19 protein-coding genes, 3 tRNA genes and 1 other RNA gene are annotated in these 24,682 nt (G+C 53.9%); 12 read left to right on the top strand and 11 right to left on the bottom strand.

Translation table 11 applies throughout. The features are described 5' to 3' along the window. Window positions 1-103: 103 nt before the first annotated feature. Both F3I20_RS02710 and F3I20_RS02705 read left to right on the top strand, forming a co-directional pair. Window positions 104-850, top strand: a complete 747-nt coding sequence (locus tag F3I20_RS02710) for an EAL domain-containing protein (protein ID WP_150038019.1) — start codon at window positions 104-106, stop codon at window positions 848-850. A gap of 79 nt (window positions 851-929) precedes the next feature. Next, window positions 930-2,381 (top strand): protein adenylyltransferase SelO, encoded by a 1,452-nt coding sequence (locus tag F3I20_RS02705; protein ID WP_150012816.1) that lies wholly within the window; start codon window positions 930-932, stop codon window positions 2,379-2,381. A gap of 7 nt (window positions 2,382-2,388) precedes the next feature. Here F3I20_RS02705 and F3I20_RS02700 read toward each other — a convergent pair whose 3' ends face one another. After that, window positions 2,389-3,435 carry a 3-deoxy-7-phosphoheptulonate synthase gene (locus F3I20_RS02700; RefSeq protein WP_150038020.1) on the bottom strand — a complete coding sequence of 349 codons (1,047 nt, stop codon included), beginning with the start codon at window positions 3,433-3,435 and terminating at the stop codon, window positions 2,389-2,391. Between the two features lie 151 nt (window positions 3,436-3,586). Further along, window positions 3,587-4,414 (bottom strand): posphoenolpyruvate synthetase regulatory kinase/phosphorylase PpsR, encoded by an 828-nt coding sequence (gene ppsR / locus F3I20_RS02695; protein ID WP_013357691.1) that lies wholly within the window; start codon window positions 4,412-4,414, stop codon window positions 3,587-3,589. 438 nt (window positions 4,415-4,852) lie between these two features. Between ppsR and ppsA the strand changes: the two genes are divergently transcribed. Continuing rightward, a complete protein-coding gene (gene ppsA, locus F3I20_RS02690; RefSeq protein ID WP_150012820.1) occupies window positions 4,853-7,234 on the top strand; it encodes a phosphoenolpyruvate synthase in 2,382 nt (793 codons plus the stop codon). A gap of 70 nt (window positions 7,235-7,304) precedes the next feature. Here ppsA and rprA read toward each other — a convergent pair. Both rprA and ydiK read right to left on the bottom strand, forming a co-directional pair. Further along, an RNA gene (rprA, locus tag F3I20_RS02685) (antisense sRNA RprA) lies at window positions 7,305-7,415 on the bottom strand. Window positions 7,416-7,704: 289 nt separating this feature from the next. Then, a complete protein-coding gene (ydiK, locus tag F3I20_RS02680) occupies window positions 7,705-8,823 on the bottom strand; it encodes an AI-2E family transporter YdiK (RefSeq protein WP_033732482.1) in 1,119 nt (372 codons plus the stop codon). A gap of 204 nt (window positions 8,824-9,027) precedes the next feature. On the opposite strand from ydiK, the gene ydiJ reads away from it, so the two are divergent. Next, window positions 9,028-12,081, top strand: a complete 3,054-nt coding sequence (gene ydiJ / locus F3I20_RS02675; protein WP_150038021.1) for a D-2-hydroxyglutarate dehydrogenase YdiJ — start codon at window positions 9,028-9,030, stop codon at window positions 12,079-12,081. 33 nt (window positions 12,082-12,114) lie between these two features. Here the strand turns inward: ydiJ and F3I20_RS02670 are convergent, their stop codons facing one another. Further along, window positions 12,115-12,519 (bottom strand): hypothetical protein, encoded by a 405-nt coding sequence (locus tag F3I20_RS02670; protein ID WP_150012938.1) that lies wholly within the window; start codon window positions 12,517-12,519, stop codon window positions 12,115-12,117. A gap of 388 nt (window positions 12,520-12,907) precedes the next feature. Here F3I20_RS02670 and sufA point away from each other — a divergent pair, with 388 nt between their 5' ends. The 7 genes from sufA to F3I20_RS02635 are packed head-to-tail and all read left to right on the top strand — an operon-like array spanning window position 12,908 to window position 19,570. Continuing rightward, window positions 12,908-13,282, top strand: coding sequence for a Fe-S cluster assembly scaffold SufA (gene sufA, locus F3I20_RS02665; protein ID WP_003853229.1), 375 nt, complete (start codon window positions 12,908-12,910; stop codon window positions 13,280-13,282). Window positions 13,283-13,289: 7 nt separating this feature from the next. Further along, window positions 13,290-14,783 carry a Fe-S cluster assembly protein SufB gene (gene sufB / locus F3I20_RS02660; RefSeq protein WP_013357696.1) on the top strand — a complete coding sequence of 498 codons (1,494 nt, stop codon included), beginning with the start codon at window positions 13,290-13,292 and terminating at the stop codon, window positions 14,781-14,783. A gap of 42 nt (window positions 14,784-14,825) precedes the next feature. Beyond that, entirely contained in the window at window positions 14,826-15,572 is a 747-nt protein-coding gene (gene sufC / locus F3I20_RS02655) for a Fe-S cluster assembly ATPase SufC (RefSeq protein WP_013357697.1), read from the top strand. Beyond that, complete coding sequence (sufD, locus tag F3I20_RS02650; RefSeq protein ID WP_150038022.1) at window positions 15,547-16,827, top strand: Fe-S cluster assembly protein SufD; 1,281 nt, start codon at window positions 15,547-15,549, stop codon at window positions 16,825-16,827. The genes sufC and sufD overlap by 26 nt, the downstream gene beginning before the upstream one ends. Continuing rightward, window positions 16,827-18,050: a cysteine desulfurase SufS gene (gene sufS / locus F3I20_RS02645; RefSeq protein ID WP_150012940.1), complete on the top strand. Its 1,224-nt coding sequence runs from the start codon at window positions 16,827-16,829 to the stop codon at window positions 18,048-18,050. Before sufD ends, sufS begins: the two co-directional genes overlap by 1 nt. A 21-nt stretch (window positions 18,051-18,071) precedes the next feature. Beyond that, complete coding sequence (gene sufE, locus F3I20_RS02640; protein WP_150012826.1) at window positions 18,072-18,488, top strand: cysteine desulfuration protein SufE; 417 nt, start codon at window positions 18,072-18,074, stop codon at window positions 18,486-18,488. Between the two features lie 56 nt (window positions 18,489-18,544). Beyond that, window positions 18,545-19,570 (top strand): L,D-transpeptidase family protein, encoded by a 1,026-nt coding sequence (locus F3I20_RS02635; protein ID WP_150012828.1) that lies wholly within the window; start codon window positions 18,545-18,547, stop codon window positions 19,568-19,570. Window positions 19,571-19,649: 79 nt separating this feature from the next. On the opposite strand, the gene F3I20_RS02630 is transcribed toward F3I20_RS02635, so the two are convergent. The 6 genes from F3I20_RS02630 to F3I20_RS02605 form a co-directional block, all read right to left on the bottom strand. Next, a complete protein-coding gene (locus F3I20_RS02630) occupies window positions 19,650-19,886 on the bottom strand; it encodes a major outer membrane lipoprotein (protein ID WP_003853216.1) in 237 nt (78 codons plus the stop codon). Window positions 19,887-20,189: 303 nt separating this feature from the next. Further along, window positions 20,190-21,602 carry a pyruvate kinase PykF gene (gene pykF, locus F3I20_RS02625; RefSeq protein WP_150012830.1) on the bottom strand — a complete coding sequence of 471 codons (1,413 nt, stop codon included), beginning with the start codon at window positions 21,600-21,602 and terminating at the stop codon, window positions 20,190-20,192. A gap of 344 nt (window positions 21,603-21,946) precedes the next feature. Further along, window positions 21,947-22,023, bottom strand: a tRNA-Val gene (locus F3I20_RS02620). Between the two features lie 11 nt (window positions 22,024-22,034). Further along, window positions 22,035-22,111 (bottom strand) — tRNA-Val (locus F3I20_RS02615). 3 nt (window positions 22,112-22,114) lie between these two features. Next, a tRNA-Val gene (locus F3I20_RS02610) sits at window positions 22,115-22,191 on the bottom strand. Between the two features lie 152 nt (window positions 22,192-22,343). Continuing rightward, complete coding sequence (locus F3I20_RS02605; RefSeq protein ID WP_150012832.1) at window positions 22,344-23,717, bottom strand: MATE family efflux transporter; 1,374 nt, start codon at window positions 23,715-23,717, stop codon at window positions 22,344-22,346. A 202-nt stretch (window positions 23,718-23,919) separates the two neighbouring features. On the opposite strand from F3I20_RS02605, the gene F3I20_RS02600 reads away from it, so the two are divergent. Beyond that, a complete protein-coding gene (locus F3I20_RS02600) occupies window positions 23,920-24,579 on the top strand; it encodes a riboflavin synthase subunit alpha (protein ID WP_150012834.1) in 660 nt (219 codons plus the stop codon). Window positions 24,580-24,682: the final 103 nt, after the last annotated feature.

The raw sequence follows: 24,682 nt of genomic DNA, 5'->3' as shown, positions 1-24,682 counted from the left end.
AATGGAAGGGTAAAGAAGGTCGTCTCTTCAATGATTTGGCACTATTGCCTGCGGCTGACCATTACTATACGATAACAACATCGCCGCATATTCTGGCATTAAAATGAAAATTCATCTCTCGGCCGACTATCAGTCGGAAATCTGGTTTTATCCTGTCTGTGATGTTGACGGACGGTTGACCGCTGTTGAGCTGGTAACGCAGTTTGTGCATGAAAGTGCGCCCATCACCCTGCCACAGGATCTGCTGCTTCCCCAGCTTGACGAGTCGCAGCAATTACGCCTGCTGCAAAGCCAGATTGGGTTGCTGGAGCAGAATCGCGGATTATTTGAAGCGAATTCCGTGTCAGCCTTTATCCGTATTGATGAAGGCATGGCCCGGACGCTGCTTGCCAGTGAATTAGTCATGCGCAAAATAAAACAGCTGCCGTTCATTCTCCTGAATATTACTGAAACGTTTCCGCAACTCAAACTGGGCAAAAATAATCCGTTGCTGGCGAGCCTGCATGCTGAGTTTAATTTAGCGCTTTCACATTTTGGCGCGGGCAAAACACCCTCTAATGCGGTCTACGATAATTTATTCAACTGCATCTGTCTCGACAAAGAGTTTATTCACTCGCTGGCAAAGCGCGCGTCATTCGTGCCGTTTATTCAGAGCATTATTGATAATTTCCGTGCTCATTGTGACCGCCTTATTATTTGTGGCATTGACGATGAAGTGCTGTTCGATAAAGTGAGCCAGCTGAACGGTGCTGAGTTTCAGGGTGCACTCTTCCCGGTAGTCAAATCTGATGCACTGCGTTCGCTGCTCTGTGCCGACGAGCGCATGCCATCCTCTCAGCATCCTGGCTGACCTGACCTGTTAATCCCCGCCATCAGCGTTACACTAAAGGACTAACCTACGTATCGCTGAGTATCGCATGGGAGAAACAATGTCCTCAGGCAAGGCCTCTTTTGACAACACCTGGTTCCGTGAGCTTTCCGGGTGTTACACCGCGCTGAACCCCACGCCGATGGCAGGCGGACGCCTGCTGTATCACAACGCACCGCTTGCAACCTCAATGGGGCTGGATAGCACGCTCTTTGAAGGTCACGGTCACGATGTCTGGCACGGTGCGGCACTGCTGCCCGGCATGCAGCCACTGGCGCAGGTCTATAGTGGCCATCAGTTTGGTGTCTGGGCGGGTCAGCTTGGTGACGGGCGCGGTATCCTGCTGGGTGAACAGCGCCTGGATGATGGCAGCAAACTTGACTGGCATCTCAAGGGTGCCGGGCTGACGCCTTATTCCCGCATGGGCGATGGTCGTGCCGTGATCCGTTCCAGCGTGCGAGAGTTTCTCGCCTCGGAAGCGCTGCACCATCTGGGCATCCCCACTACGCGCGCACTGACCCTGTCGATAGGCGATGAGCCGGTCTATCGCGAAACCACTGAGCGTGGTGCGATGCTGATGCGCATTTCACCGAGCCATCTGCGCTTTGGCCATTTCGAGCATTTCTTTTACAACCAGCAGCAGGAGAAAGTAGAGCAGCTGGCCGATTACGCTATTCGTCATCACTGGCCGCATCTGGAAGGGGACGCAGACCGCTATCAACAGTGGTTTACCGACATTGTATTACGCACCGCGCGCCTGATTGCGCTATGGCAAAGTGTGGGCTTTGCGCATGGCGTGATGAATACTGACAACATGTCGATCCTTGGCCTGACCATCGACTATGGCCCGTTTGGTTTTCTCGATGATTATCAGCCTGACTTTATCTGTAATCACAGCGACTATCAGGGGCGCTACAGTTTTGAAAATCAGCCGATGATTGGCATGTGGAATCTTAATCGTCTGGCACATGCGCTGTCGGGTCTGCTGACCACTGAGCAATTGCGGACGGCGCTGAGCGCCTATGAACCTGAACTGATGCGGGTCTGGGGTGAAAGGATGCGGGCAAAACTCGGCCTGCTGACACAACAGAGCAGCGACAATCAGATTCTGACCGATCTGCTGGCAATGATGGCGCAGGAGCACAGTGATTACACCCTGACCTTCAGGCTGCTGAGTGAAACCCGGCAGGCTGAAAGCCGCTCACCGCTGCGCGACGAATTTATCGATCGTGAGGCGTTTGATAGCTGGTATCAGCGCTACCGCAGTCGTCTGATGGATGAGCATGTCAGCGATACGGAACGGCAAACTGTGATGAAGGCGGCCAATCCGGCGGTGATTCTGCGCAACTATCTGGCGCAGCAGGCGATTGAAGAGGCGGAGCGGGGCGAGCAGGGTGCGCTGGCTCGTCTGCATCAGGCGTTACAGCAACCCTTTAGTGATGAAACAGCCGCTGAGTATCGTCAGCGGCCGCCAGACTGGGGCAAAACCTTAGAGGTGAGCTGCTCCAGCTAATAAGAACTCAGAGGCGGTGCGAAACCGCCTCGGCCAGCAGGGCGAGTACCTGTTCGCTCTCCTGCCAGCCGAGGCAGGGATCGGTAATTGACTTGCCGTAAACCAGCGGCTCGCCGCTCACCACTTTCTGATTGCCTTCTTCAAGAAAGCTTTCAATCATCACACCGGCAACGACCCGCGAGCCTGATTTAATCTGCTCTGCCACCTCTGCCGCCACATCCATCTGACGACGATGCTGCTTCAGACAGTTGCCGTGACTAAAATCGATCACCAGCTGCTGCGGCAGATTAAATGCCCCCAGACTCTCCGCGGCGGCGGCGACATCACTGGCATGATAGTTTGGCTGTTTACCGCCTCGCAGGATCACATGTCCATGCGGGTTACCACTGGTCTGATAGATAGTCATCTGGCCCAGTTTATCCGGCGACAGGAACATGTGGCTCGCGCGTGCAGCACGAATTGCATCTACCGCGATCTGCACGTTTCCATCAGTGCCATTTTTAAAGCCGACCGGACAGGAGAGGGCCGATGCCATTTCGCGGTGGATCTGGCTTTCGGTGGTACGTGCGCCAATTGCGCCCCAGCTGATCAGATCGGCAATAAACTGGCCGATCACCATATCCAGAAATTCCGTGGCGGTGGGCAGGCCCAGCGCGTTGATATCAATCAGCAGCTTGCGTGCGATGCCGATGCCCCGGTTCACATCGTAGCTGCCATCCAGGTCCGGATCGGAGATTAAACCTTTCCAGCCGACAACAGTGCGTGGCTTCTCGAAGTAGGCACGCATTACAATCTCCAGCCGATCTTCATAGCGGCTGCGCAACGCGTTCAGACGCGCAGCATACTCCAGGGCCGCTTTCGGGTCGTGCAGTGAGCAGGGGCCAATCACCACCAGCAGGCGGGGATCTGCACCCGTCAATATACGGGCAATGCGTTTACGGGCAGCGGTGACGTTGTCGGCAATTGCCGCGGAGACAGGATGTTCAGCCGCCAGACTGGCGGGGGTAATCAGATTACCAATGCGTGCAGTACGCAGTTCGTCGGTTTTGTTCATGAGTATCTCGAAAACGGTTCTTCGCAGCGGTGGAATACCGGGAAGTGATGGTTGTCACAATAAACCATTAGTTTGCGAATTCAACCCGTGATTTGATAATGAAATCAAAACCCACGGCAGCAGCGCTTTACATCTTCGAACTGATTTCCCTTCAGTACATGCGGCGTGTCAGGCCCATAATGTCGAGAATTTTGGTAGCGATCTCTTCGACTGAGTAGTTGGTACTGTTGAGATAGCGGATCTGATGGGTGCGGAACAGCGCTTCCACTTCGCCCACTTCCAGCCGGCACTGACGCATTGAGGCGTAGCGGGTATTTTCCGCCCGTTCCTGCCGTATCGCTGCCAGTCGTTCCGGATCGATGGTCAGCCCGAAGAGTTTATTCTGATGGGCGCGTAGCGCGGGCGGCAGTTTAAGATTATCCATATCGTCGGCAATAAACGGGTAGTTGGCGGCACGAATACCAAACTGCATCGCCAGATAGAGGCTGGTGGGTGTTTTGCCACAGCGTGAGACGCCTAACAGAATCACCTGCGCATCCTCCAGCCCGCGCAGCGAAATACCGTCATCATGTGCCAGGGCGTAATCGATCGCCGCAATACGCGCGTCATATTTCCCCAGATTACTGGCGTCCAGTCCGTGGGTACGGTGTGCCACGGGAGCAGGCGATAAGCCCAGTTCCTGCTGAAGGGGAGCCACCAGCGCCTGCACGATATCCTGACAAAAACCTTCACTCTGCACGATAATGTCGCGCACCTCTGGTGTCACAATGGAGAAGAACACCAGCGGTCGCACACCGCTCTGCTGGTAGAGCGCATTAATCTGGGCTTTAACCGCCAGCGCCCGCTGGACGTTTTCCACAAATGGCAACGTCAGGCTGGTGATATTGACCGGAAACTGCGACAGCACCGCATGGCCCAGGACTTCAGCTGTAATCGCTGTACCATCGGAGATATAAAAAACGCTTCTGTCAGTTGTCATAATGAATTCTGCCTCAGCCAGGAGTGAGCCATCAGCATGCGCGATGCGACTCAATAAATCATCTCTGATTTTAATTTCTGGAAGGCCTGTCCGGATTATTTGTCTGCAGTTTCATCATGCTAATAAAATTGAAAAGGCGTTTCGATTCGCCGGAATTCTTTTTTAAAATGCAATCGGACCTTAAATAGCCCTCCATCTGTTGCGCAACAAAACAGAATGCTTAAGTGGCTGAAAATCTGCCATTTCCTGCCACATCAATCAGTTAGATAAAAATCGCGACTTTGCGCAACGGCAAAATAATCCGCTTACAATTCTGAAACTGCGGCTGAAATTCTGCTTTAACGATTCAACAGATCGTTATTGCAGGGGTGATATGCCAGGCTGGAAACAGCTCACTCTCTGTGTCCATTCATTGAAAATTGATAAAGGATAAGCGCGATGTCCACTCAAGAACAGCCACTGGTACTCTGGTATAACCAGCTTGGCATGCATGATGTTGATCGGGTAGGCGGCAAAAACGCCTCGTTAGGTGAAATGATAACGAATCTGTCGTCGCTGGGTGTTTCCGTGCCCAATGGTTTTGCGACCACGTCGTACGCCTTTAACCTGTTCCTCGATCAAAGCGGGCTGAACCAGCGAATCTATGCGCTGCTGGATGAGACAGATATTGATGATGTTGATGCGCTGGCAAAAGCAGGTAAACAGATTCGTCAGTGGGTGGTGGAAACGCCGTTTCTGCCACAACTGGAGTCCGCCATTCTGGACGCTTATCAGCAACTTTCTGCCGATGATGCTGACGCGTCGTTTGCCGTCCGATCCTCGGCCACCGCCGAAGATATGCCCGACGCCTCCTTTGCCGGCCAGCAGGAAACCTTCCTGAATGTGCAGGGCATCGACGCCGTCATGGTGGCGGTCAAGCATGTCTTTGCTTCACTGTTTAATGATCGCGCTATCTCTTACCGTGTTCATCAGGGCTACGATCATCGTGGCGTTGCGCTCTCTGCGGGCATACAGCGTATGGTGCGCTCGGATCTGGCCTCGTCAGGTGTGATGTTTACCATTGATACCGAGTCCGGCTTTGATCAGGTGGTCTTTATCACCGCCGCCCTGGGGCTGGGTGAGATGGTGGTGCAGGGCGCTGTGAACCCGGATGAGTTCTATGTTCACAAGCCAACGCTGGCAGCCGATCGTCCTTCAATCGTGCGTCGCAATATGGGCTCGAAAAAGGTGCGCATGGTGTATGCCGATTCTCAGGCACATGGCGAACAGGTGCGCATCGAAGATGTGCCTGAGGCCGAACGCGATCGATTCTGCCTGAACGATGAGGAAGTGCAGGCGCTGGCGAAGCAGGCGGTGCTGATTGAACAGCACTATCAACGGCCGATGGATATTGAGTGGGCCAAAGATGGACACACCGGCAAGCTGTTTATCGTTCAGGCGCGTCCTGAAACCGTGCGCTCAAATGGCCAGGTGATGGAACGTTATACGCTTCAGGGTCAGGGCAGCGTCGTCGTTGAAGGGCGAGCCATCGGTCATCGTATCGGCGCAGGCGTGGTGAAGGTCATCCACGATATCAGCGAAATGAACCGCATTGAAAAAGGCGATGTACTGGTGACGGACATGACCGACCCGGACTGGGAACCGATCATGAAAAAGGCGTCAGCCATTGTCACGAACCGTGGTGGACGAACCTGCCATGCGGCGATCATCGCGCGTGAGCTGGGTATTCCGGCGGTAGTGGGCTGTGGCGACGCCACCGATCGGCTGAGAGAGGGCCATCAGGTCACCGTTTCCTGCGCCGAGGGCGACACCGGCTACGTTTATGATCAGCTGCTCGACTTCGACGTCACCAGTTCGCAGGTCGATTCGCTGCCGGAACTGCCGCTGAAAATCATGATGAACGTGGGCAACCCCGATCGGGCTTTCGATTTCGCCTGTCTGCCGAATGAAGGTGTTGGCCTGGCACGGCTGGAATTTATTATTAACCGAATGATTGGCGTCCACCCGAAAGCACTGCTTGAATTTGATCAGCAGACGCCAGAACTGCAGCAGCAGATCCGTAAAATGATGAAAGGATTTGATAATCCGGTGGAGTTTTACATTGCCCGCCTGACTGAGGGAATTGCCACGCTTGGTGCAGCATTTGCACCGAAACGCGTAATTGTCCGACTTTCCGACTTTAAAACTAATGAATATGCCAACCTCGTTGGCGGTGAACGTTACGAGCCTGAAGAGGAAAACCCGATGCTGGGATTCCGTGGCGCAGGTCGCTATGTGGCGGATAACTTCCGCGACTGCTTTGCGCTGGAGTGTGAAGCGGTAAAACGCGTTCGCAACCAGATGGGCCTGACCAACGTCGAAATCATGGTACCGTTCGTGCGCACTGTGGATCAGGCGCAGGCCGTGGTGGAAGAGCTGGCCCGTCAGGGGCTGAAGCGTGGCGAGAACGGCCTGAAGATCATTATGATGTGTGAGATCCCGTCGAATGCGCTGCTGGCAGATCAGTTCCTGCAGCACTTTGATGGCTTCTCAATTGGCTCCAATGACATGACCCAGCTGACGCTGGGGCTGGATCGCGATTCCGGCGTGGTCTCCGCGCTGTTTGACGAGCGTAACGAAGCCGTGAAAGCGTTGCTCTCCATGGCGATCAGGGCCGCGAAGCAGCAGGGCAAATATGTCGGAATCTGCGGCCAGGGACCGTCCGACCATCAGGATTTTGCCGCATGGCTGATGGAAGAGGGCATCGATAGCCTGTCGCTGAACCCGGACACTGTAGTGGAAACGTGGGTGAGTCTGGCACAGTTAAACAAATCCGCCTGACACCGCTTACAGAAATGATGAAAGGCCCGCACTGCGGGCCTTTTTCTGTTTATCGATGGTCAGATTCAGGCAAAAAAAAAGCCCATCACAGGGGATGGGCAAAGACTACACACAGCAATTCTTTACTCTACTCAGGGGAATCAGGTTGTCTGAAAATCAATAGCTTGATTCCGAACATAGGAAACATGTTATTCACACCGCTGGCTGGCGTCTTTAAGAATCCTCTTATTAGTTTAAAGCCGATAATCTTTTGTCACCTTTACCTCACCGTTTGTCTAAAGAAACAGTGCAGAAAGTAATCTTTTTTAGGCCAGAAAGGTCAAATAAAGGCCAAAGATGGCTTTTTTCTTAAAATTCGCTAATGGAAAACAAAATTTGACGAGTCTCTGAGAAGGGGGGCGGTTAATCATCATTAACCGCACTAATCAATGCTCACAGAATAGAGTGACGCAGCGTGTCATTGCTGTGAATCAGACGGCTGGTGGGGTGCCATCGTGATCGGCCAGCGCATCCGCCACGGCCAGTGGGTCATTGTCTGGTGCTGGCGCTTCATGAACCCAGACGGAAACGAGACGGTAAGAAACGGCCAGAACTACCGGCCCGATAAACAGACCAATCATGCCGAAAGCAAACAGGCCACCTATTACGCCAGAGAGGATCAGGATCATCGGCAGATCGGCACCCATCCGGATTAACATGGGGCGCAGGACGTTATCCATCGTGCCGACTACACAACTCCAGACCAGCAGCACGGTTCCCCAGGTGGTATCGCCGCTCCAGTAGAGATAGATAATGGCCGGGACCAGCACCAGCAGCGGGCCGAGCTGCACCAGGCAGCAGAGGATCATCAGCACCGTTAAGAGCGTGGCATAGGGAATGCCTGAAATCGCCAGACCGATACCGCCCAGCACGCCCTGCACCAGTGCCGTCACCACCACGCCAAGCGCCACGGCACGAATGGACTGTGCTGCCAGCAGCACGGCGGCATCACCGCGCCGTCCCGCCATGCGGAAAGCAAAATGACGAATGCCCTGGGCAGCCTGCTCACCGCGCCAGTAAAGCAGCACGCTAAACAGCAACATCACGCCCAGATGGATCATAAAGCGGCCAAAATGACCGGCCTGCGCGACAAAAAAGCCGGTTGTACGGCCAATGTAGGGCTGAATTTTGGCCATGATGCCGGCCCCGCCGCTCGCCACCAGTGTGTCATAACTGACATAAAGCTTTTTGCCGACCATCGGCACATCCCTGAGCCACAGCAACTGCGGCATCGTATGACCCTGGGTAACCCAGGCGATAACCGGGGCACTGTTATCGATCAGGCTGCTGACCAGTAGTGCGATAGGGATGATAAACAGCAGCAAAAGCAGCATTGTCATCACGATGACCGCCAGCGAACGACGCCCCCATAACAGTCGCTGGAATTTCAGCATCAACGGCCAGGTCGCAATCACCACCATGCTGGCCCAGGCAAAGCCCAGAATAAACGGCTGCACCACCCATAAACAGGCGACAATCAGCAGCAAAATGAACATCAGGGTGAAGAGTATTTGCGGTAAATCCATATCCCGGTACTGGCTTTTCATCATTGACTCATAACCTCGTCTTAATCCTTCATTTCAGGGCATTCGGATGCCCGTTTTTATCATGATCTATTTGCCAGGGTTTAAACAGCGTCCGGAGAAAGGTTTTTGTCTTTTCTGAAAAAAGGGCAGCCGCAGAAAAAATATGATAAAACGAGAAATCGCTCACGTATAAACGCAAACGTTTACAACACCTTCGGTCAGACAATCATGATCCCACAGATTTCGCAGGCACCGGGCCTCGTTCAACTGGTGCTGACGTTCCTTGAGTCGCTGAAAGAGCAGGGTTTTACCGGCGACATGGCGACCAGCTATGCCGATCGACTTTCACTCTCTACCGATAACAGCATCTATCAATTGCTTCCCGACGCGGCGCTCTTTCCACGATCGACGGCGGACGTTGCGCTGCTGGCCCGTGTGGCCGGAGAAGCACGTTTTACCAGCCTGGTGTTTACCCCGCGCGGCGGCGGCACCGGCACCAACGGTCAGTCGCTGAATCAGGGCATCGTGGTGGATATGTCGCGCTACATGAACCGCATCCTGGAGATCAATACCGATGAGGGCTGGGTGCGGGTCGAAGCGGGCGTGATCAAAGATCAGCTGAACGCCTGGCTGAAGCCTTTCGGCTTTTTCTTTTCACCTGAATTGTCTACCAGTAATCGCGCCACGCTGGGCGGCATGATCAATACCGATGCGTCGGGTCAGGGCTCGCTGGTTTATGGCAAGACCTCGGACCATGTACTGGGCCTGCGCGCCGTGCTGCTGGGCGGCGATATCCTTGATACCCGGCCGATGGCCACCGCGCTGGCTGAAACGCTGGCGCAGACGGCAACACCCGAAGGCCGTATTTACCAGCAGGTGCTGACGCGCTGCCGCGAGCAGCGGGATCTGATTCTGGAAAAGTTTCCCAGGCTGAATCGCTTCCTGACCGGGTATGACCTGCGCCATGTCTTCAGCGACGATATGCAAACCTTTGACCTGACACGTCTGCTGTGTGGTGCCGAGGGAACGCTGGCCTTTGTCACTGAGGCGCGTCTCGATATCACCCCGCTGCCTAAAGTGCGGCGACTGGTGAACATCAAATATGACTCTTTCGACTCGGCGCTGCGCAATGCGCCCTTTATGGTGGATGCGCAGGCGCTGTCAGTAGAAACCGTTGACTCCAAAGTGCTGAACCTGGCGCGGGAAGATATCGTCTGGCACTCAGTGCGCGAATTGATTGCTGACGTACCTGATAAAGAGATGCTGGGTCTGAACATTGTTGAGTTCGCCGGTGACAACGCCGCACTCATCGATCAGCAGATCGAAAAACTGTGCGCCCGGCTTGATGCGCTGATGCTACAGCAGCAGGGCGGCGTGATTGGCTATCAGTTCTGTAACGATCTGGCGGGCATTGAGCGCATCTATAACATGCGTAAAAAAGCAGTGGGCCTGCTGGGAAATGCGAAAGGCCGGGCTAAGCCGATTCCGTTTGTCGAAGATACCGCCGTTCCGCCGGAAAAACTGGCGGACTACATTGTCGAGTTTCGCACGCTGCTCGACAGCCACGGTCTGAGCTACGGCATGTTTGGTCACGTCGATGCGGGCGTCCTGCACGTGCGTCCGGCGCTGGATATGTGCGATCCGCAGCAGGAGATGATGATGAAACAGATCTCCGACGAAGTGGTGGCGCTGACCGCGCGCTACGGTGGCCTGCTGTGGGGCGAACATGGCAAAGGGTTCCGCGCCCAGTACAGTCCGGCCTTCTTCGGCGAGACGCTGTTTAACGAACTGCGCCGCATCAAAGCGGCCTTTGACCCGCTTAACCGCCTGAATCCGGGCAAAATCTGTACGCCCTTTAACAGCAATGACGAGATGATGCAGGTCGATGCGGTGAAGCGCGGAACCTACGATCGACAGATTCCGTTAACGGTCCGGGATGAATGGCGTGGAGCGATGGAATGTAACGGCAACGGGTTATGTTTCAATTTTGATGCCCGCAGCCCGATGTGCCCGTCAATGAAGATCACCCGCAACCGTATTCATTCGCCAAAAGGGCGGGCAACGCTGACGCGGGAATGGCTGCGGCTGTTGGCCGGGCAGGGCGTCGATCCGCTGGCACTCGAAAAGCAGCTGCCGGAAAACAGCCTGTCACTACGCGGGCTGATCGCCCGCACCCGCAACAGCTGGCACGCCAGCAAAGGGGAGTATGACTTTTCACACGAGGTTAAAGAGGCGATGTCGGGTTGTCTGGCCTGTAAAGCCTGTTCCACCCAGTGTCCGATTAAAATTGACGTACCCGCGTTTCGTTCGCGCTTTCTGCAGCTCTATCACACCCGTTATCTGCGCCCGGTCAGCGATCACCTGGTGGCGGCAGTCGAAAGTTATGCGCCACTGATGGCGAAGGCACCAAACGTGTTTAACTTCTTCCTTCGCCAGCCGTGGGTGAAAGAGTTAAGCAAAACGCATATCGGCATGGTCGATCTGCCGCTGCTTTCGTCCCCTAACCTGAAACAGCAGCTCAGTGGCCATCCCGCCATGAACATGACGCTGGAACAGCTGGAAGGACTGTCAGCCACGGAGCGCGCCAGTTGTGTGCTGGTGGTACAGGATCCCTTTACCAGCTTTTATGAGGCACAGTTGGTTAACGATTTTGTCAGGCTGATTGAGAAGCTGGGTTATCGCCCGGTGCTGCTGCCTTTCTCGCCAAACGGTAAAGCGCAGCATGTAAAAGGCTTCCTGCAACGTTTCGCCCGCACGGCAGCCCGTACCGCCGATTTTCTTAATCGGGTCGCAAAACTGGAGCTGCCGATGGTGGGCGTCGATCCGGCTACCGTGCTCTGCTATCGCGATGAGTATCGTCAGACGCTGGGTGATTCACGCGGCGACTTCAACGTGTTGCTGGTGCATGAATGGTTAGAGCGTGCCCTGGCAGAACGTGAGATGCAGACCACAGGCGGGGAGTCCTGGTATCTGTTTGCGCACTGCACCGAGGTAACGGCGCTGCCTTCAGCGCCTAACCAGTGGCAGGCGATTTTCGCCCGTTTTGGCGCAAAGCTGGAGAACATCAATGTAGGTTGCTGCGGCATGGCGGGCACGTATGGTCACGAAAGTCAGAACCTTGAAAACTCGCTGGGGATCTATGCGCTCTCCTGGCATCCCCAGCTTCAGCAACTGCCGCGTCAGCGCTGTCTGGCCACCGGCTATTCATGCCGCAGCCAGGTCAAGCGTGTGGAAGGCAACGGCATGCGCCATCCGCTTCAGGCATTGTTAACGTTAATGTAAAAAAATTGTGCGCGACGTCACGTCGTGGCTGGATTAGAATATCCAGCCTGCGTGACGCACAAAGTCACTTTGCAGCACGGTGGCTTTGTTCCACTCTCCGACGAGGGCCAGTTGATGGCACAGGCGGGTCAGGGACAATCGCGCCAGTTGATAGGCCTGAAGGCGGAACAGGCGATCGCGATCGCTGTTTCCCATCTCCTGCACCAGCCGGTGATGCAGTTTACCCATCGCATGAAGGTAACTCTGATCGTCACCGTTCAACTGGCAGACTTCTGCCATATCCTCACAGGCATCGTTAAACTGACGTAGCTGATGAATCGTGCAGTCGGCCCGGTCAAGTTTTGCCTGCGCCATATAAAAGTCGACGGTGATATCACGCACTGAAAACTGGTATTCGTCGATTTTATGCTGCAGCCAGGCGGAGACAGAAAGCATCATGGCGTCACCCTGAATGTTAATGATAATAATTATCATATTCATCCAGGCCGCGATTGCAATTGCAGGAGAGAAAAATTTATCGATTTATCCTGCCTGTCGGTATAATCGGAAATAACAATCTGTTTACATCAGAGAAAGGCGTAACCTATCAATAAGCATTTTTATCAAAAATGGTTATTTCAAATAGAGTGATTTATTAATAGGTTATCACTGGCTTATTGCGACTGACATTGTTCACACAGGGTGAACGGAAGCAGCTATGCTTAATAATTGAGCGAATAAAACAGCACAAGATGATTATCCCTGCAAAACAAGAGGTTGAAGTGATTGGTCAGATCACTACCATAGGGGGATAGCCTGAAAAGGTCCGGACTCAAGAGGTATCAACATGGCATCTGTTAATACAGACTCTTTCTCACCCGACGATTTTGTCTGGAAAGGTCTGACGCTGACTGAAACCGCAGCGCAACAAATTCTCAATCTGGCGGCTCAGGACCCTGAAGTCAAGGGGCTGCGTCTGGGCGTAAAACAATCCGGCTGCGCCGGGTTTGGCTACGTCATGGATCTGGTGAAAGAACCCGTCGAAGACGATCTGCAGTTCTCATTCCACGGCGCAACGCTGTTTGTGCCGCTTCAGGCGATGCCATTCGTTGATGGCACTGAACTGGATTACGTTCGTGAAGGCCTGAATCAGATTTTTAAATTCAATAACCCTAAAGCTCAGCACGCCTGCGGGTGCGGTGAGAGCTTTGGCGTCGAGTAAGTGAAATATGTCACGACACAGCGAAACATCTGACGATGTACAAATCTGGGAAGGCAAGCTCAACTACAAAGAGGGCTTCTTTACCCAACTGCAGACCGAAGAATTTGCCAACGGCATCAATGAAGATGTGGTGCGGGCGATCTCGGCCAAGCGTAACGAGCCAGAGTGGATGCTGGAGTTTCGTCTTAAAGCGTTTCGTGCCTGGCTTGAAATGGAAGAGCCTCACTGGCTGAAAGCGCACTACGAAAAACTCGATTATCAGGATTACAGCTACTACTCCGCGCCCTCCTGCGGTAACTGCGATGACACCTGTGCCTCAGAGCCGGGTGTGACGCAGGCTTCAGGCAGCGCGCCAGCCAGCGACTACCTGACGCAGGAAGTTGAGAACGCTTTTAATCAGCTGGGTGTGCCGGTGCGTGAAGGGCGGGAAGTGGCGGTTGACGCCATTTTTGACTCCGTCTCTGTGGCAACTACCTATCGCGGCAAGCTGGCGGAGCAGGGGATTATCTTCTGTTCATTCGGCGAAGCGATTCAGGAACACCCGGAGCTGGTGAAGCAGTATCTCGGCACGGTGGTTCCGGCTAACGATAACTTCTTCGCAGCGCTGAACTCGGCGGTGGCCTCTGACGGCACCTTCGTCTATATCCCGAAAGGGGTTCGCTGCCCGATGGAGCTATCGACCTATTTCCGCATTAACGCAGCGAAAACCGGTCAGTTTGAACGTACCATCCTGATTGCCGATGAAGACAGTTACGTCAGCTACATCGAAGGTTGTTCAGCCCCCGTGCGTGACAGCTATCAGCTGCATGCCGCCGTGGTCGAAGTGATCATCCATAAAAATGCTGAAGTGAAATATTCGACCGTTCAGAACTGGTTCCCTGGCGGCGAAGGCGAGGGCGGTATCCTCAACTTCGTTACCAAGCGTGCGCTGTGTGAAGGTGACCACAGCAAGATGTCCTGGACCCAGTCTGAAACCGGTTCAGCTATCACCTGGAAATACCCGAGCTGCATTCTGCGCGGGGATTATTCGGTGGGTGAGTTCTATTCGGTGGCACTGACCAGCGGTCGTCAGCAGGCCGATACCGGCACAAAGATGATCCACATTGGTAAAAACACCAAATCGACCATTATCTCTAAAGGGATTTCGGCCGGTAAAAGTCAGAACACCTATCGCGGCCTGGTGAAAATCATGCCAACCGCCACCAATGCCCGTAACTTTACGCAGTGTGACTCAATGCTGATTGGCCCTGATTGCGGCGCACATACGTTCCCGTATGTCGAAACCCGCAACAATACCGCCCAGCTTGAGCATGAAGCCACAACCTCGCGTATCGGCGAAGATCAGATGTTCTACTGTCTGCAACGCGGTATCAGTGAAGAAGACGCCATCTCAATGATCGTGAATGGCTTCTGTAAAGACGTATTCTCGGAGCTGCCACTGGAATTTGCCGTGGAAGCCCAGAAATTGTTAGCCATCAGCCTTGAGCACAGTGTGGGCTGATGCCGTCACACGCCTTGCCGGAAGCAATGTGAAGGAATAAGAATGTTAAGCATTAAAGATTTGCAGGTCAGTGTTGAAGATAAAGCCATTCTGCGTGGCCTGAATCTCGAAATTAAACCGGGCGAAGTACACGCCATCATGGGGCCGAACGGCTCCGGTAAAAGTACGCTGTCAGCCACGCTGGCAGGCCGTGAAGATTATGAAGTGACCGGCGGTTCAGTGAGCTTCAAAGGTAAAGATCTGCTGGAACTGGCCCCTGAAGAGCGTGCCGGTGAAGGCATCTTTATGGCCTTCCAGTATCCGGTAGAAATTCCGGGCGTCAGCAACCAGTTTTTCCTGCAAACCTCGGTCAACGCGGTGCGTAAATATCGCCAGCAGGACGAACTGGATCGTTTTGATTTCCAGGACTTCATTGAAGAGAAAATTCATCTGCTGAAGATGCCGGAAGATCTGCTGACCCGTTCCGTTAACGTTGGCTTCTCAGGCGGTGAGAAGAAGCGTAACGACATCCTGCAGATGGCGGCGCTGGAGCCGGAACTCTGCATTCTGGATGAGACTGACTCCGGTCTGGATATCGATGCACTAAAAATCGTCGCAAATGGCGTTAACAGCCTGCGTGATGAGAAGCGTGCCTTTATCATCGTGACCCATTACCAGCGTATTCTGGATTACATCAAGCCAGACTTCGTTCATGTTCTGTATCAGGGCAAAATCGTGAAATCTGGCGACTTCTCGCTGGTGAAACAGCTGGAGGAGCAAGGTTATGGCTGGCTTACCGACGAAGAGTGATTCTGCGCTGCAACAGTGGCATCACCTGTTTGAATCGCGCGGCGACGTGCGTTCTCTGCAGGCACAGCAGCACTGGCAGCAACTGATGCGGGTTGGCCTGCCAACCCGGAAGCATGAAAACTGGAAGTACACGCCGCTGGACACCCTGCTGTCCCAGCAATTTGTGCTGCCCGATGCGCCGCAGACCCTGAGTGCTGAACAGGTTGATGCGCTGGCGCTGCCGCTGGATGCAATCCGTCTGGTGTACGTTGACGGTCAGTTCCAGCCCGCCTTCAGCAGCTGCGACGTCGAACTGTTTGAGATCCAGCACAGCGTGGCCGCCGATCGCCGTCCGCTGCCTGCCGCGGTTCAGCCGGAAGTCTTTCTGCACCTGACCGAGAGCCTGGCAGAAGAGGTGACGACCCTGCGTCTCGCACGCGGTAAAGCCGCAGCGCGTCCGGTCTACCTGTTGCATATCACCAGCGGTCAGCAGACGGGCATGAACACGGTTCATTATCGCCATCACCTGCAGCTGGAAGAGAGTGCCGAAGCGGAAGTCATTGAGCACTACGTTTCACTGGATGAACGCGCCCATTTCACCGGCACGCGCTTTACCTTTGCGATCGGTGACAATGCGAAACTGACTCACACCAAGCTCGCCTTTGAAAGCAGCGCCAGCTACCACTTTGCGCACAACGATCTGGTGATTGGTAATGATGGCCAGGTCAGCAGCACGAGCTTCCTGCTGGGTGCGGGCCTGTCGCGTCACAATACCAGTACTCAGCTGAATGGCGAAAACACCACGCTGGCCATCAACAGCCTGGTTCTGCCGGTGAAACAGGAAGTGGCGGATACCCGTACTTACCTGGAGCACAACAAAGGCCACTGTGTCAGCCGCCAGATGCATAAAACCATCGTGCGTGACAAAGGGCGTGCGGTGTTTAACGGTCATATCAAAGTGGCACAGCATGCACTGAAGACTGACGGGCAGATGACCAATAACAACCTGTTACTGGGCAAGCTTTCTGAAGTCGACACCAAACCGCAGCTCGAAATTTACGCGGATGACGTTAAGTGCAGCCACGGTGCTACCATTGGTCGTATTGACGATGAGCAGATGTTCTATCTGCGTTCTCGCGGTATTGAGGAGGATGCGGCACAGACCATGATTATTCATGCGTTTGCAGCTGAACTTACCGAAACGCTTGAAAATGAAGTGATGCGCCAGGCTGTACTGCAGCGTATCGCACAACGTTTTCCCGGAGGCGACGTATGATGAACTTCGATCTCGAACGCATCAGGGCTGACTTTCCTATCCTGAAGCGTGAGGTCAACGGTCATCCGCTGGCCTATCTTGACAGTGCAGCCAGCGCACAGCGTCCCCTCTCGGTGATTAATGCCGAGAGTCATTTCTATCAGCACGGCTATGCAGCTGTGCATCGTGGTATCCATACGCTGAGCCAGCAGGCGACCAGCGATATGGAAAACGTGCGCGATCAGGCTGCCCGTTTCATTAATGCCGGATCACAGGAAGAGATTGTCTTCGTTAAAGGCACCACCGAAGGCATCAACCTGGTGGCGAATACCTGGGGCAGCAGTAACCTCAGATCTGGCGACAACCTCATCATCACGGAGATGGAGCATCACGCCAATATCGTGCCGTGGCAGATGCTGGCGCAGCGTACCGGCGCAGAAGTGCGTGTCCTGCCCTTAAATGACAACGGTGAACTGGCGCTGGAGCAACTGGCGGGGCTGATCGACAGCCGCACGCGTTTGCTGGCCGTGACGCATGTGTCAAACGTACTCGGCACTGTTAACCCGGTTAAAGCCATCGTGGCCCAGGCAAAAGCCGCTGGCGTGATTACGCTGGTGGATGGCGCGCAGGCCGTGATGCATGACAAAGTCGATGTGCAGGATATCGGCTGCGACTTCTACGTCTTCTCCAGCCATAAACTTTACGGTCCGAATGGCGTCGGTATTCTCTATGGGCGCAAAGCGCTGCTGGATGAGATGCCACCGTGGGAAGGCGGCGGTTCGATGATCGGTCAGGTTCTGCTGCCTACCGGTACCACCTGGAACAGTGCGCCGTGGCGTTTTGAAGCAGGTACACCCAACACCGGCGGCATTATCGGCTTTGGCGCTGCGATGGCCTATGTGCAGGCGCTGGGACTGGATACGATTCATCAGCGCGAGACGGCACTGATGAACTATGCGCTTGATAAGCTGGGCACCGTTCCGGATATTCAGATCTACGGCCCGCAGTCTCGTGCCGGTGTTATTGCCTTCAACCTGGGCAAACATCATGCCTTTGATGTCGGCAGTTTCCTGGATCAATATGGTATTGCCATCCGCACCGGACATCACTGTGCGATGCCGCTGATGCAGCACTACAATGTCCCGGCGATGTGCCGTGCCTCCTTCACCTTCTACAACAGTGAAGAGGAAGTGGATCGTCTGGCTGCCGGTTTGACGCGTATTCATCGTCTGCTGGGCGGCTGAACAGTTTTAACGGAGTTACTGATGGCGAATTTGCCTGAAAAAGAGAAACTGGTTCGCAACTTCAACCGTTGTGCTAACTGGGAAGAGAAGTACCTTTACATTATCGAACTGGGTTCAAAGCTTCCGGAATCTTCTGAAACATTACACCAGCCGGAAAACGCGATTTCGGGTTGCCAGAGTCAGGTATGGATCAGAATGACCCCGCAGACAGATGGCACCATCGCATTTGAAGGTGACAGCGATGCCGCTATCGTTAAAGGTCTGATTGCTATCGTGTTTAGTCTCTATCAGAACCTGCCACCTGCCGAAATTCTGGCGCTGGATGTGCGCCACTGGTTTGGCGAACTGGCCCTGGTGCAGCACCTGACGCCCACCCGGTCGCAGGGGCTGGAGGCGATGATTCGGTCTATTCGCCATACCGCTCAGAACCTCAGCTAAGTTACACTCGACAGACGCCATCCGGCGTCTGTTTTTTTATCTGACGAGAAAATTGCATGAAACCTGCTTTACGTTTAGCCGGTGCATTGCTGCTGACCTGCTTTGGGCTCTCTGCACCCGCATTCGCCACCGAATACCCGCTGCCTCCGCCTGACAGTCGCCTGATTGGCGAAAACGTGCTGACTCAGGTTCCTGATGATAAACAACCGCTGGAAGCCATTGCAGCCCGCTACCAGGTCGGGCTGCTGGGCATGCTGGAGGCAAATCCCGGCACCGATCCCTGGCTGCCGAAAGCGGGTACCCAGCTGACAGTACCGCTGCAGATGATCCTGCCCGACACGCCACGCGAAGGGATTGTGGTGAATCTGGCCGAGCTGCGGCTCTACTACTATCCCAAAGGGGAAAATAAGGTCATTGTCTATCCCATTGGCATTGGCCAGCTGGGTGCGGCAACGCCGGTGATGGTAACCCGGATCAGCCAGAAAATCCCTAACCCGACCTGGACTCCCACGGTTAACATTCGCAAGCGCTACGCCAAAGAGGGCATTACATTGCCTGGCGTGGTACCAGCAGGACCGGATAACCCGATGGGGCAGTTTGCCATGCGTCTGGCACGGGGTACCGGGCAGTATCTGATCCACGGCACCAATGCGAAGTTTGGCATCGGCATGCGGGTCAGTTCAGGCTGCATCCGTCTGCGTTCAGAGGATATCGAAGCACTGTTTAACGCCGCACCCAAAGGTACACGTGTTCAGATCATCAACCAGCCGGTTAAGTACGCGGTGGAGCCGGATGGAAAACGCTATGTGGAAGTGCATCAGCCGCTGTCGCGGAACGATAAAGACGATCCACAGACCATGCCCATTGCGATCGGCAGTGACCTGAAGAAATTCATGAAGAGTGAGAAGAGTGATAGCGCGCTGATTAAAGCCAGCTTAGCGCGACGCTCAGGCATGCCTGTCCTGGTCAGCAGTGGCGAGCCGGTGCAGAGTGATACCGTGCCGCCTGCGGGGCTGGAGAGTGCCTCGGCGAATGCGAATAGCCCGGATGTGCAGGCCGAAGGTGAAGCTGTACAGCCCTGAACGAATGAGTGCCTGAAAGGGCACTGAATTCAGAGCAAAAAAATGGCGCCCTGAAGGCGCCATTTCTAAACCAGAACTCTTACTTACGGTAAGAGTGAGCCTGGTTGTCCAGACGCTGGTTAGCGCGAGCTGCGTCATCTTTAGCAGCCTGAACGTCTGAACGCACTGCGTTCACGTCGTTGCTCAGCTGGTCAACTTTCGCGTTCAGAGTCTGAACGTCTGAAGACAGCTGATCGATTTTAGCGTTGCTTGAGCAACCAGCCAGCATAGTTGAAGCCAGAACTACCGCGCCCAGTACCAGTTTAGTACGATTCATTATTTATACCCTCTAGATTGAGTTAATCTCCATGTAGCAATACAAGTATTACACAAAGCTTTTTAAGTTGAGAATAAATTTTTGATGAGAAGATGCTTAAATTTGATCGTTCGCTCAAAGAAGCAGCGAATCCCAGAATATGATAAAAAAAATTAGCGAAAACAGAGAGATTTAATCGGATTAACCTTAATATTAAGAGTATTTGAATAGTTATTTTCGATTGGAATTTTCCCGGATTTGGTTTAAGTAGAAATAAAAAAAGCGCCCCATTAAGGCGCTTTAAAATAACAGCAAAAAAGAGTTTTACAGTACGTGTACAGAGGCAGTGTTGGTAGTTCCGCTTGGTACTAATGCACCTGAGACCAGCACCACAACATCACCTTTCTGACCATAACCACTTTCCAGCGCCGCTTCTTTACCCAGACGATAGAAATCATCGGTTGAGGCGATTTCAGTGACCAGACGTGTCTCAATCCCTTTACTCAGGATCAGCTGACGTGCGGTGGTCGGATTGGTTGTCAGTGCCAGAATGGTGGCGTTCGGGAAATATTTACGCACGGCTTTTGCAGACTTACCGCCTTCGGTCGCGACCACGATCAGTGGCGCTTCCAGCTTCTCAGCGGTCTCTACCGCACCACGGCAGACTGCTTCAGTGATACGCAGCTTGCGGGTATCGTTCTGGCTGTCGATGCGTGACTTCATGACGCGGTCGGTACGCTCACAGATGGTCGCCATAATGGTGACTGACTCCAGCGGATAACGACCCTTAGCGCTCTCACCAGACAGCATTACCGCATCGGTACCGTCGAGGATGGCGTTCGCCACGTCACCGGCTTCTGCACGGGTAGGGCGTGGGTTCTTGATCATTGAATCAAGCATCTGAGTCGCAGTGATAACGACTTTGCGTGCTTTATTACATTTTTTGATCATCATCTTCTGCGCGAAGATCACTTCTTCTACCGGGATCTCAACACCCAGGTCACCACGTGCAACCATGATGCCGTCTGACGCTTCGAGGATTTCGTCGAAGTTATTCAGGCCTTCCTGGTTTTCGATTTTAGAGATGATCTGGATATGCTCGCCGCCGTGCTGTTTCAGGTGCTCACGAATTTCCAGCACGTCTGAACGCTTGCGGATGAACGAGGCGGCGACAAAATCTACGCCCTGCTCACAACCAAAAATCAGGTCGCGCTTGTCTTTTTCTGCCAGCGCAGGCAGCTGGATGGAAACGCCCGGCAGGTTAACGCCTTTGTTCTCACCCAGGTCGCCATTGTTCAGGACCTTGCACACGACGGTATTTTCAGTGACTTCGGTCACTTCCATGCCAATCAGGCCATCATCGACCAGCACGGTGTTACCAATTTTCAGGTCGGCTGTGAAACCCGGATAGGTTACCGCAACGCGCTCACTGTTGCCGATCACACTCTGGTCGGTAGTGAAGGTAAAGGTCTGGCCAGCTTTCAGCGCCGCATCGTTGCCGCCTTCCAGCTTCATGGTGCGGATTTCAGGGCCTTTGGTGTCCAGCAGGATAGCCGCCTGACGGCCGGTTTTTTGCATGACGGCACGCATATTAGTAATGCGTTGACCATGCTCAGCATAGTCGCCGTGAGAGAAGTTAAGACGCATAACATTCATGCCCGCTTCAAGCAGTTGAGTCAGCATCTCTTCGGATTCGGTTTTCGGGCCGATTGTACAAACGATTTTAGTCTTTTTCATGACGGATTTTCTGTAAGTTGTGATGGATGAATAAGGGCGAAATCCGATGGCAGCGCATCGAAATGAAAATTCTGATTGAGACTGAAATGGGCAGTACTGAGTAAGAATAGGTGACGAAGGCCAGGCGTGCAGGGAAGTTGTGCGGTTACGGTTGGTAACCACCACGCTGTTGTTGCGCAAATCATTTGAGTTATCGCAGTAAGCACGTGATCGCTGAAACCTTTCAAGTAAGCAACGCGGGACAGTATAGACGCTAAGTATGCGAAAACCAATCAAAAAGCAGAGGGGCGAGCGATGCAGATCAATAAAAGGGAGAGTTGCGCAAGTTGAAGAAATTCTGAAAGTGGTGCGCTCTAATGGACTCGAACCATCGACCCCCACCATGTCAAGGTGGTGCTCTAACCAACTGAGCTAAGAGCGCATACTGAATATTGGTGCGTCCGAGTGGACTCGAACCACCGACCCCCACCATGTCAAGGTGGTGCTCTAACCAACTGAGCTACGGACGCACTTGGTGCGCTCTAATGGACTCGAACCATCGACCCCCACCATGTCAAGGTGGTGCTCTAACCAACTGAGCTAAGAGCGCAACATGCTGTCAGGGCGACAGCGGGGACGAATATTAACGGCAGCACAGAAGCCTGGCAAGGGGAAAATAGTTTTTTCGCCATGACTGAGCAGCAACTGTGCTAACCGTCGTTTTTTTCGTCATCGCGGGCTATAAATAGCCCGCTTTTAGGGTTATCGCGCCGCGCGCGCCAGGATGATTTCCGCAGGTGACCGCTGTAAACGTCTGATGCGCCAGATCATCATGACCGCCGCTGAGGTCAGACCGATAATAAAGCCGCACCAGAAGCCCGCTGGTCCCATCCGGGGAACCAGCCAGTCTGTCAGCGCCAGCAGATACCCGGCGGGCAGTCCCAGCAGCCAGTAAGCGATAAAGGTAATAAAGAAAATGGACCTTGTGTCTTTATACCCACGCAGGATTCCGCTGCCAATCACCTGTATCGAGTCCGAGAACTGATAAATCGCTGCCAGCAGCATCAGCTGCGCCGCCAGTGTGACCACTTCCGGATTATCGTTATAGAGCAGGGCAATCTGATGACGAAACGTCACGGTAAAAATGGCGGTCAGCGCGGCCATGCTGATGCCCACACCCTGGGCGGTCCAGGCGGCGACTCTTGCCTGCTCGGTAGAGCCCTGGCCCAGACGATAGCCGACGCGGATGGTGGTTGCGACGCCCAGCGACAGCGGTAATACAAACATCAGTGAACTGAAGTTTAACGCGATTTGGTGACCGGCCACATTCACGATCCCCAGTGGTGACACCAGCAGGGCCACAACGGCAAACAACGTGACTTCAAAGAACAGCGCAAGTGCCACCGGCAATCCCAGCGTCATAAGACGGCTCAGAATCGGACGCGAAGGCGGCGACCAGCGGCTCTCCATGCGGATATCACGCATGCTGCCCATCCGGCGCACCCAGAAGCGCATGCAGATAAACATCACCCAGTAGACCGATGCCGTTGCCACGCCGCAGCCGACACCGCCCAATGCGGGCATGCCGAAGTGACCGTAGATAAAGACATAGTTTAGCGGGATGTTAAACATCAGGCCCAGAAAGCCCAGCACCATGCCGGGTTTGGTTTTCGACAGCCCCTCGCACTGATTTCGCAGCACCTGAAAGAAGAGATAGCCTGGCGCGCCGAACAGCAGGGCGTGCAGATAGCCCTCGGCTTTACGCGCCAGCGCGGGATCGATGTCATGCATCGCCCGGATAAGATAACCGGCGTGCCACAGCAGCACCATAATCAGCAGTGAGACAAAAAAGGCGAGCCAGTAGCCCTGGCGGATCTGTTCGCCGATGCGTTCGCGGCGGCCTGAACCGTTGAGTTGCGCAACGGTGGGCGTCAATGCTAGCAGAAGACCATGACCAAACAGGATGGCCGGAAGCCAGACAGAGGTGCCGACAGCAACGGCGGCCATATCCGTGGCGCTGACTGCACCGGCCATAATGGTATCCACAAATCCCATTGCGGTTTGGGCCACCTGAGCAAGGATGACCGGAATCGCAAGGGCCAGCAATTGACGCGCTTCTGTTAAATACTTCTGCACGTTAACACCTGACTTATTAAATGAGTTAAAAGGGCAGAAAAGCCCGGGGAATAGCGCGAACCAGTGTAACCGTGGTAACAGAATTCGCCAATCTTTGTCACACAATGCGTTTTGCCACAGATTACAGAGGCGGCGTGGGCTGAATTCTATCAGCCGACCGGAGCTGTGATAAACTAGCGTAAACTTCGCAGAGGCAAAGACTATGTTTACCGGTATTGTGCAGGGCACCGCAGAAATCGTGTCCATTGAAGAAAAAGAACTGTTTCGTACCCACACTGTCCGACTGCCGGAAGAGCTCCTGCCGGGCCTGGCGCTGGGCGCATCCGTAGCCCATAACGGATGCTGTCTGACTGTAACGGCAATCGAAGGTGACCGCGTCAGTTTTGATTTAATTAAAGAGACATTGCGCGTGACTAACCTTGGCGATTTACGTCAGGGCGATGTGGTGAATATTGAGCGTGCAGCGAAATTCAGCGATGAAATAGGCGGTCATCTGATGTCAGGTCATATTATGACCACCGCTGAAATCTGCAAGATTATCCAGTCAGAACACAATCGCGAAGTCTGGTTTAAAATCCAGGATCCGATGCAGATGAAATATATTCTGCATAAAGGTTTTGTCGGTATTGACGGCATCAGCCTGACGGTAGGTGATGTGACGAAGACCAAGTTCTGCGTCTATCTGATTCCGGAAACGCTGGAGCGCACGACGCTGGGCGCGAAGACCTTTGGCGACCGGGTCAACATTGAGATCGATCCGCACACGCAGGCAATCGTAGAGACCGTTGAACGGGTGTTAGCTCAGCGCGATGCCGCGGCGGCGATGAGTGCGCTGACCGGCCAGCCTGCCTCCGAAAGTTAATAAAGGGCGTGTGAGCGCCTTTGAGAGTAGTGATAGGATCTGAACTGTTTGCTGTTTTACCGAGCCATCACAGGGTACAGGGTCAGATCGGAAAGACGCAAAA

The organism is Candidatus Pantoea gossypiicola (assembly GCF_008632075.1).
Classification (GTDB): Bacteria; Pseudomonadota; Gammaproteobacteria; order Enterobacterales; family Enterobacteriaceae; genus Pantoea; species Pantoea gossypiicola.
This window is presented reverse-complemented; position numbering and strand designations above follow the sequence as displayed.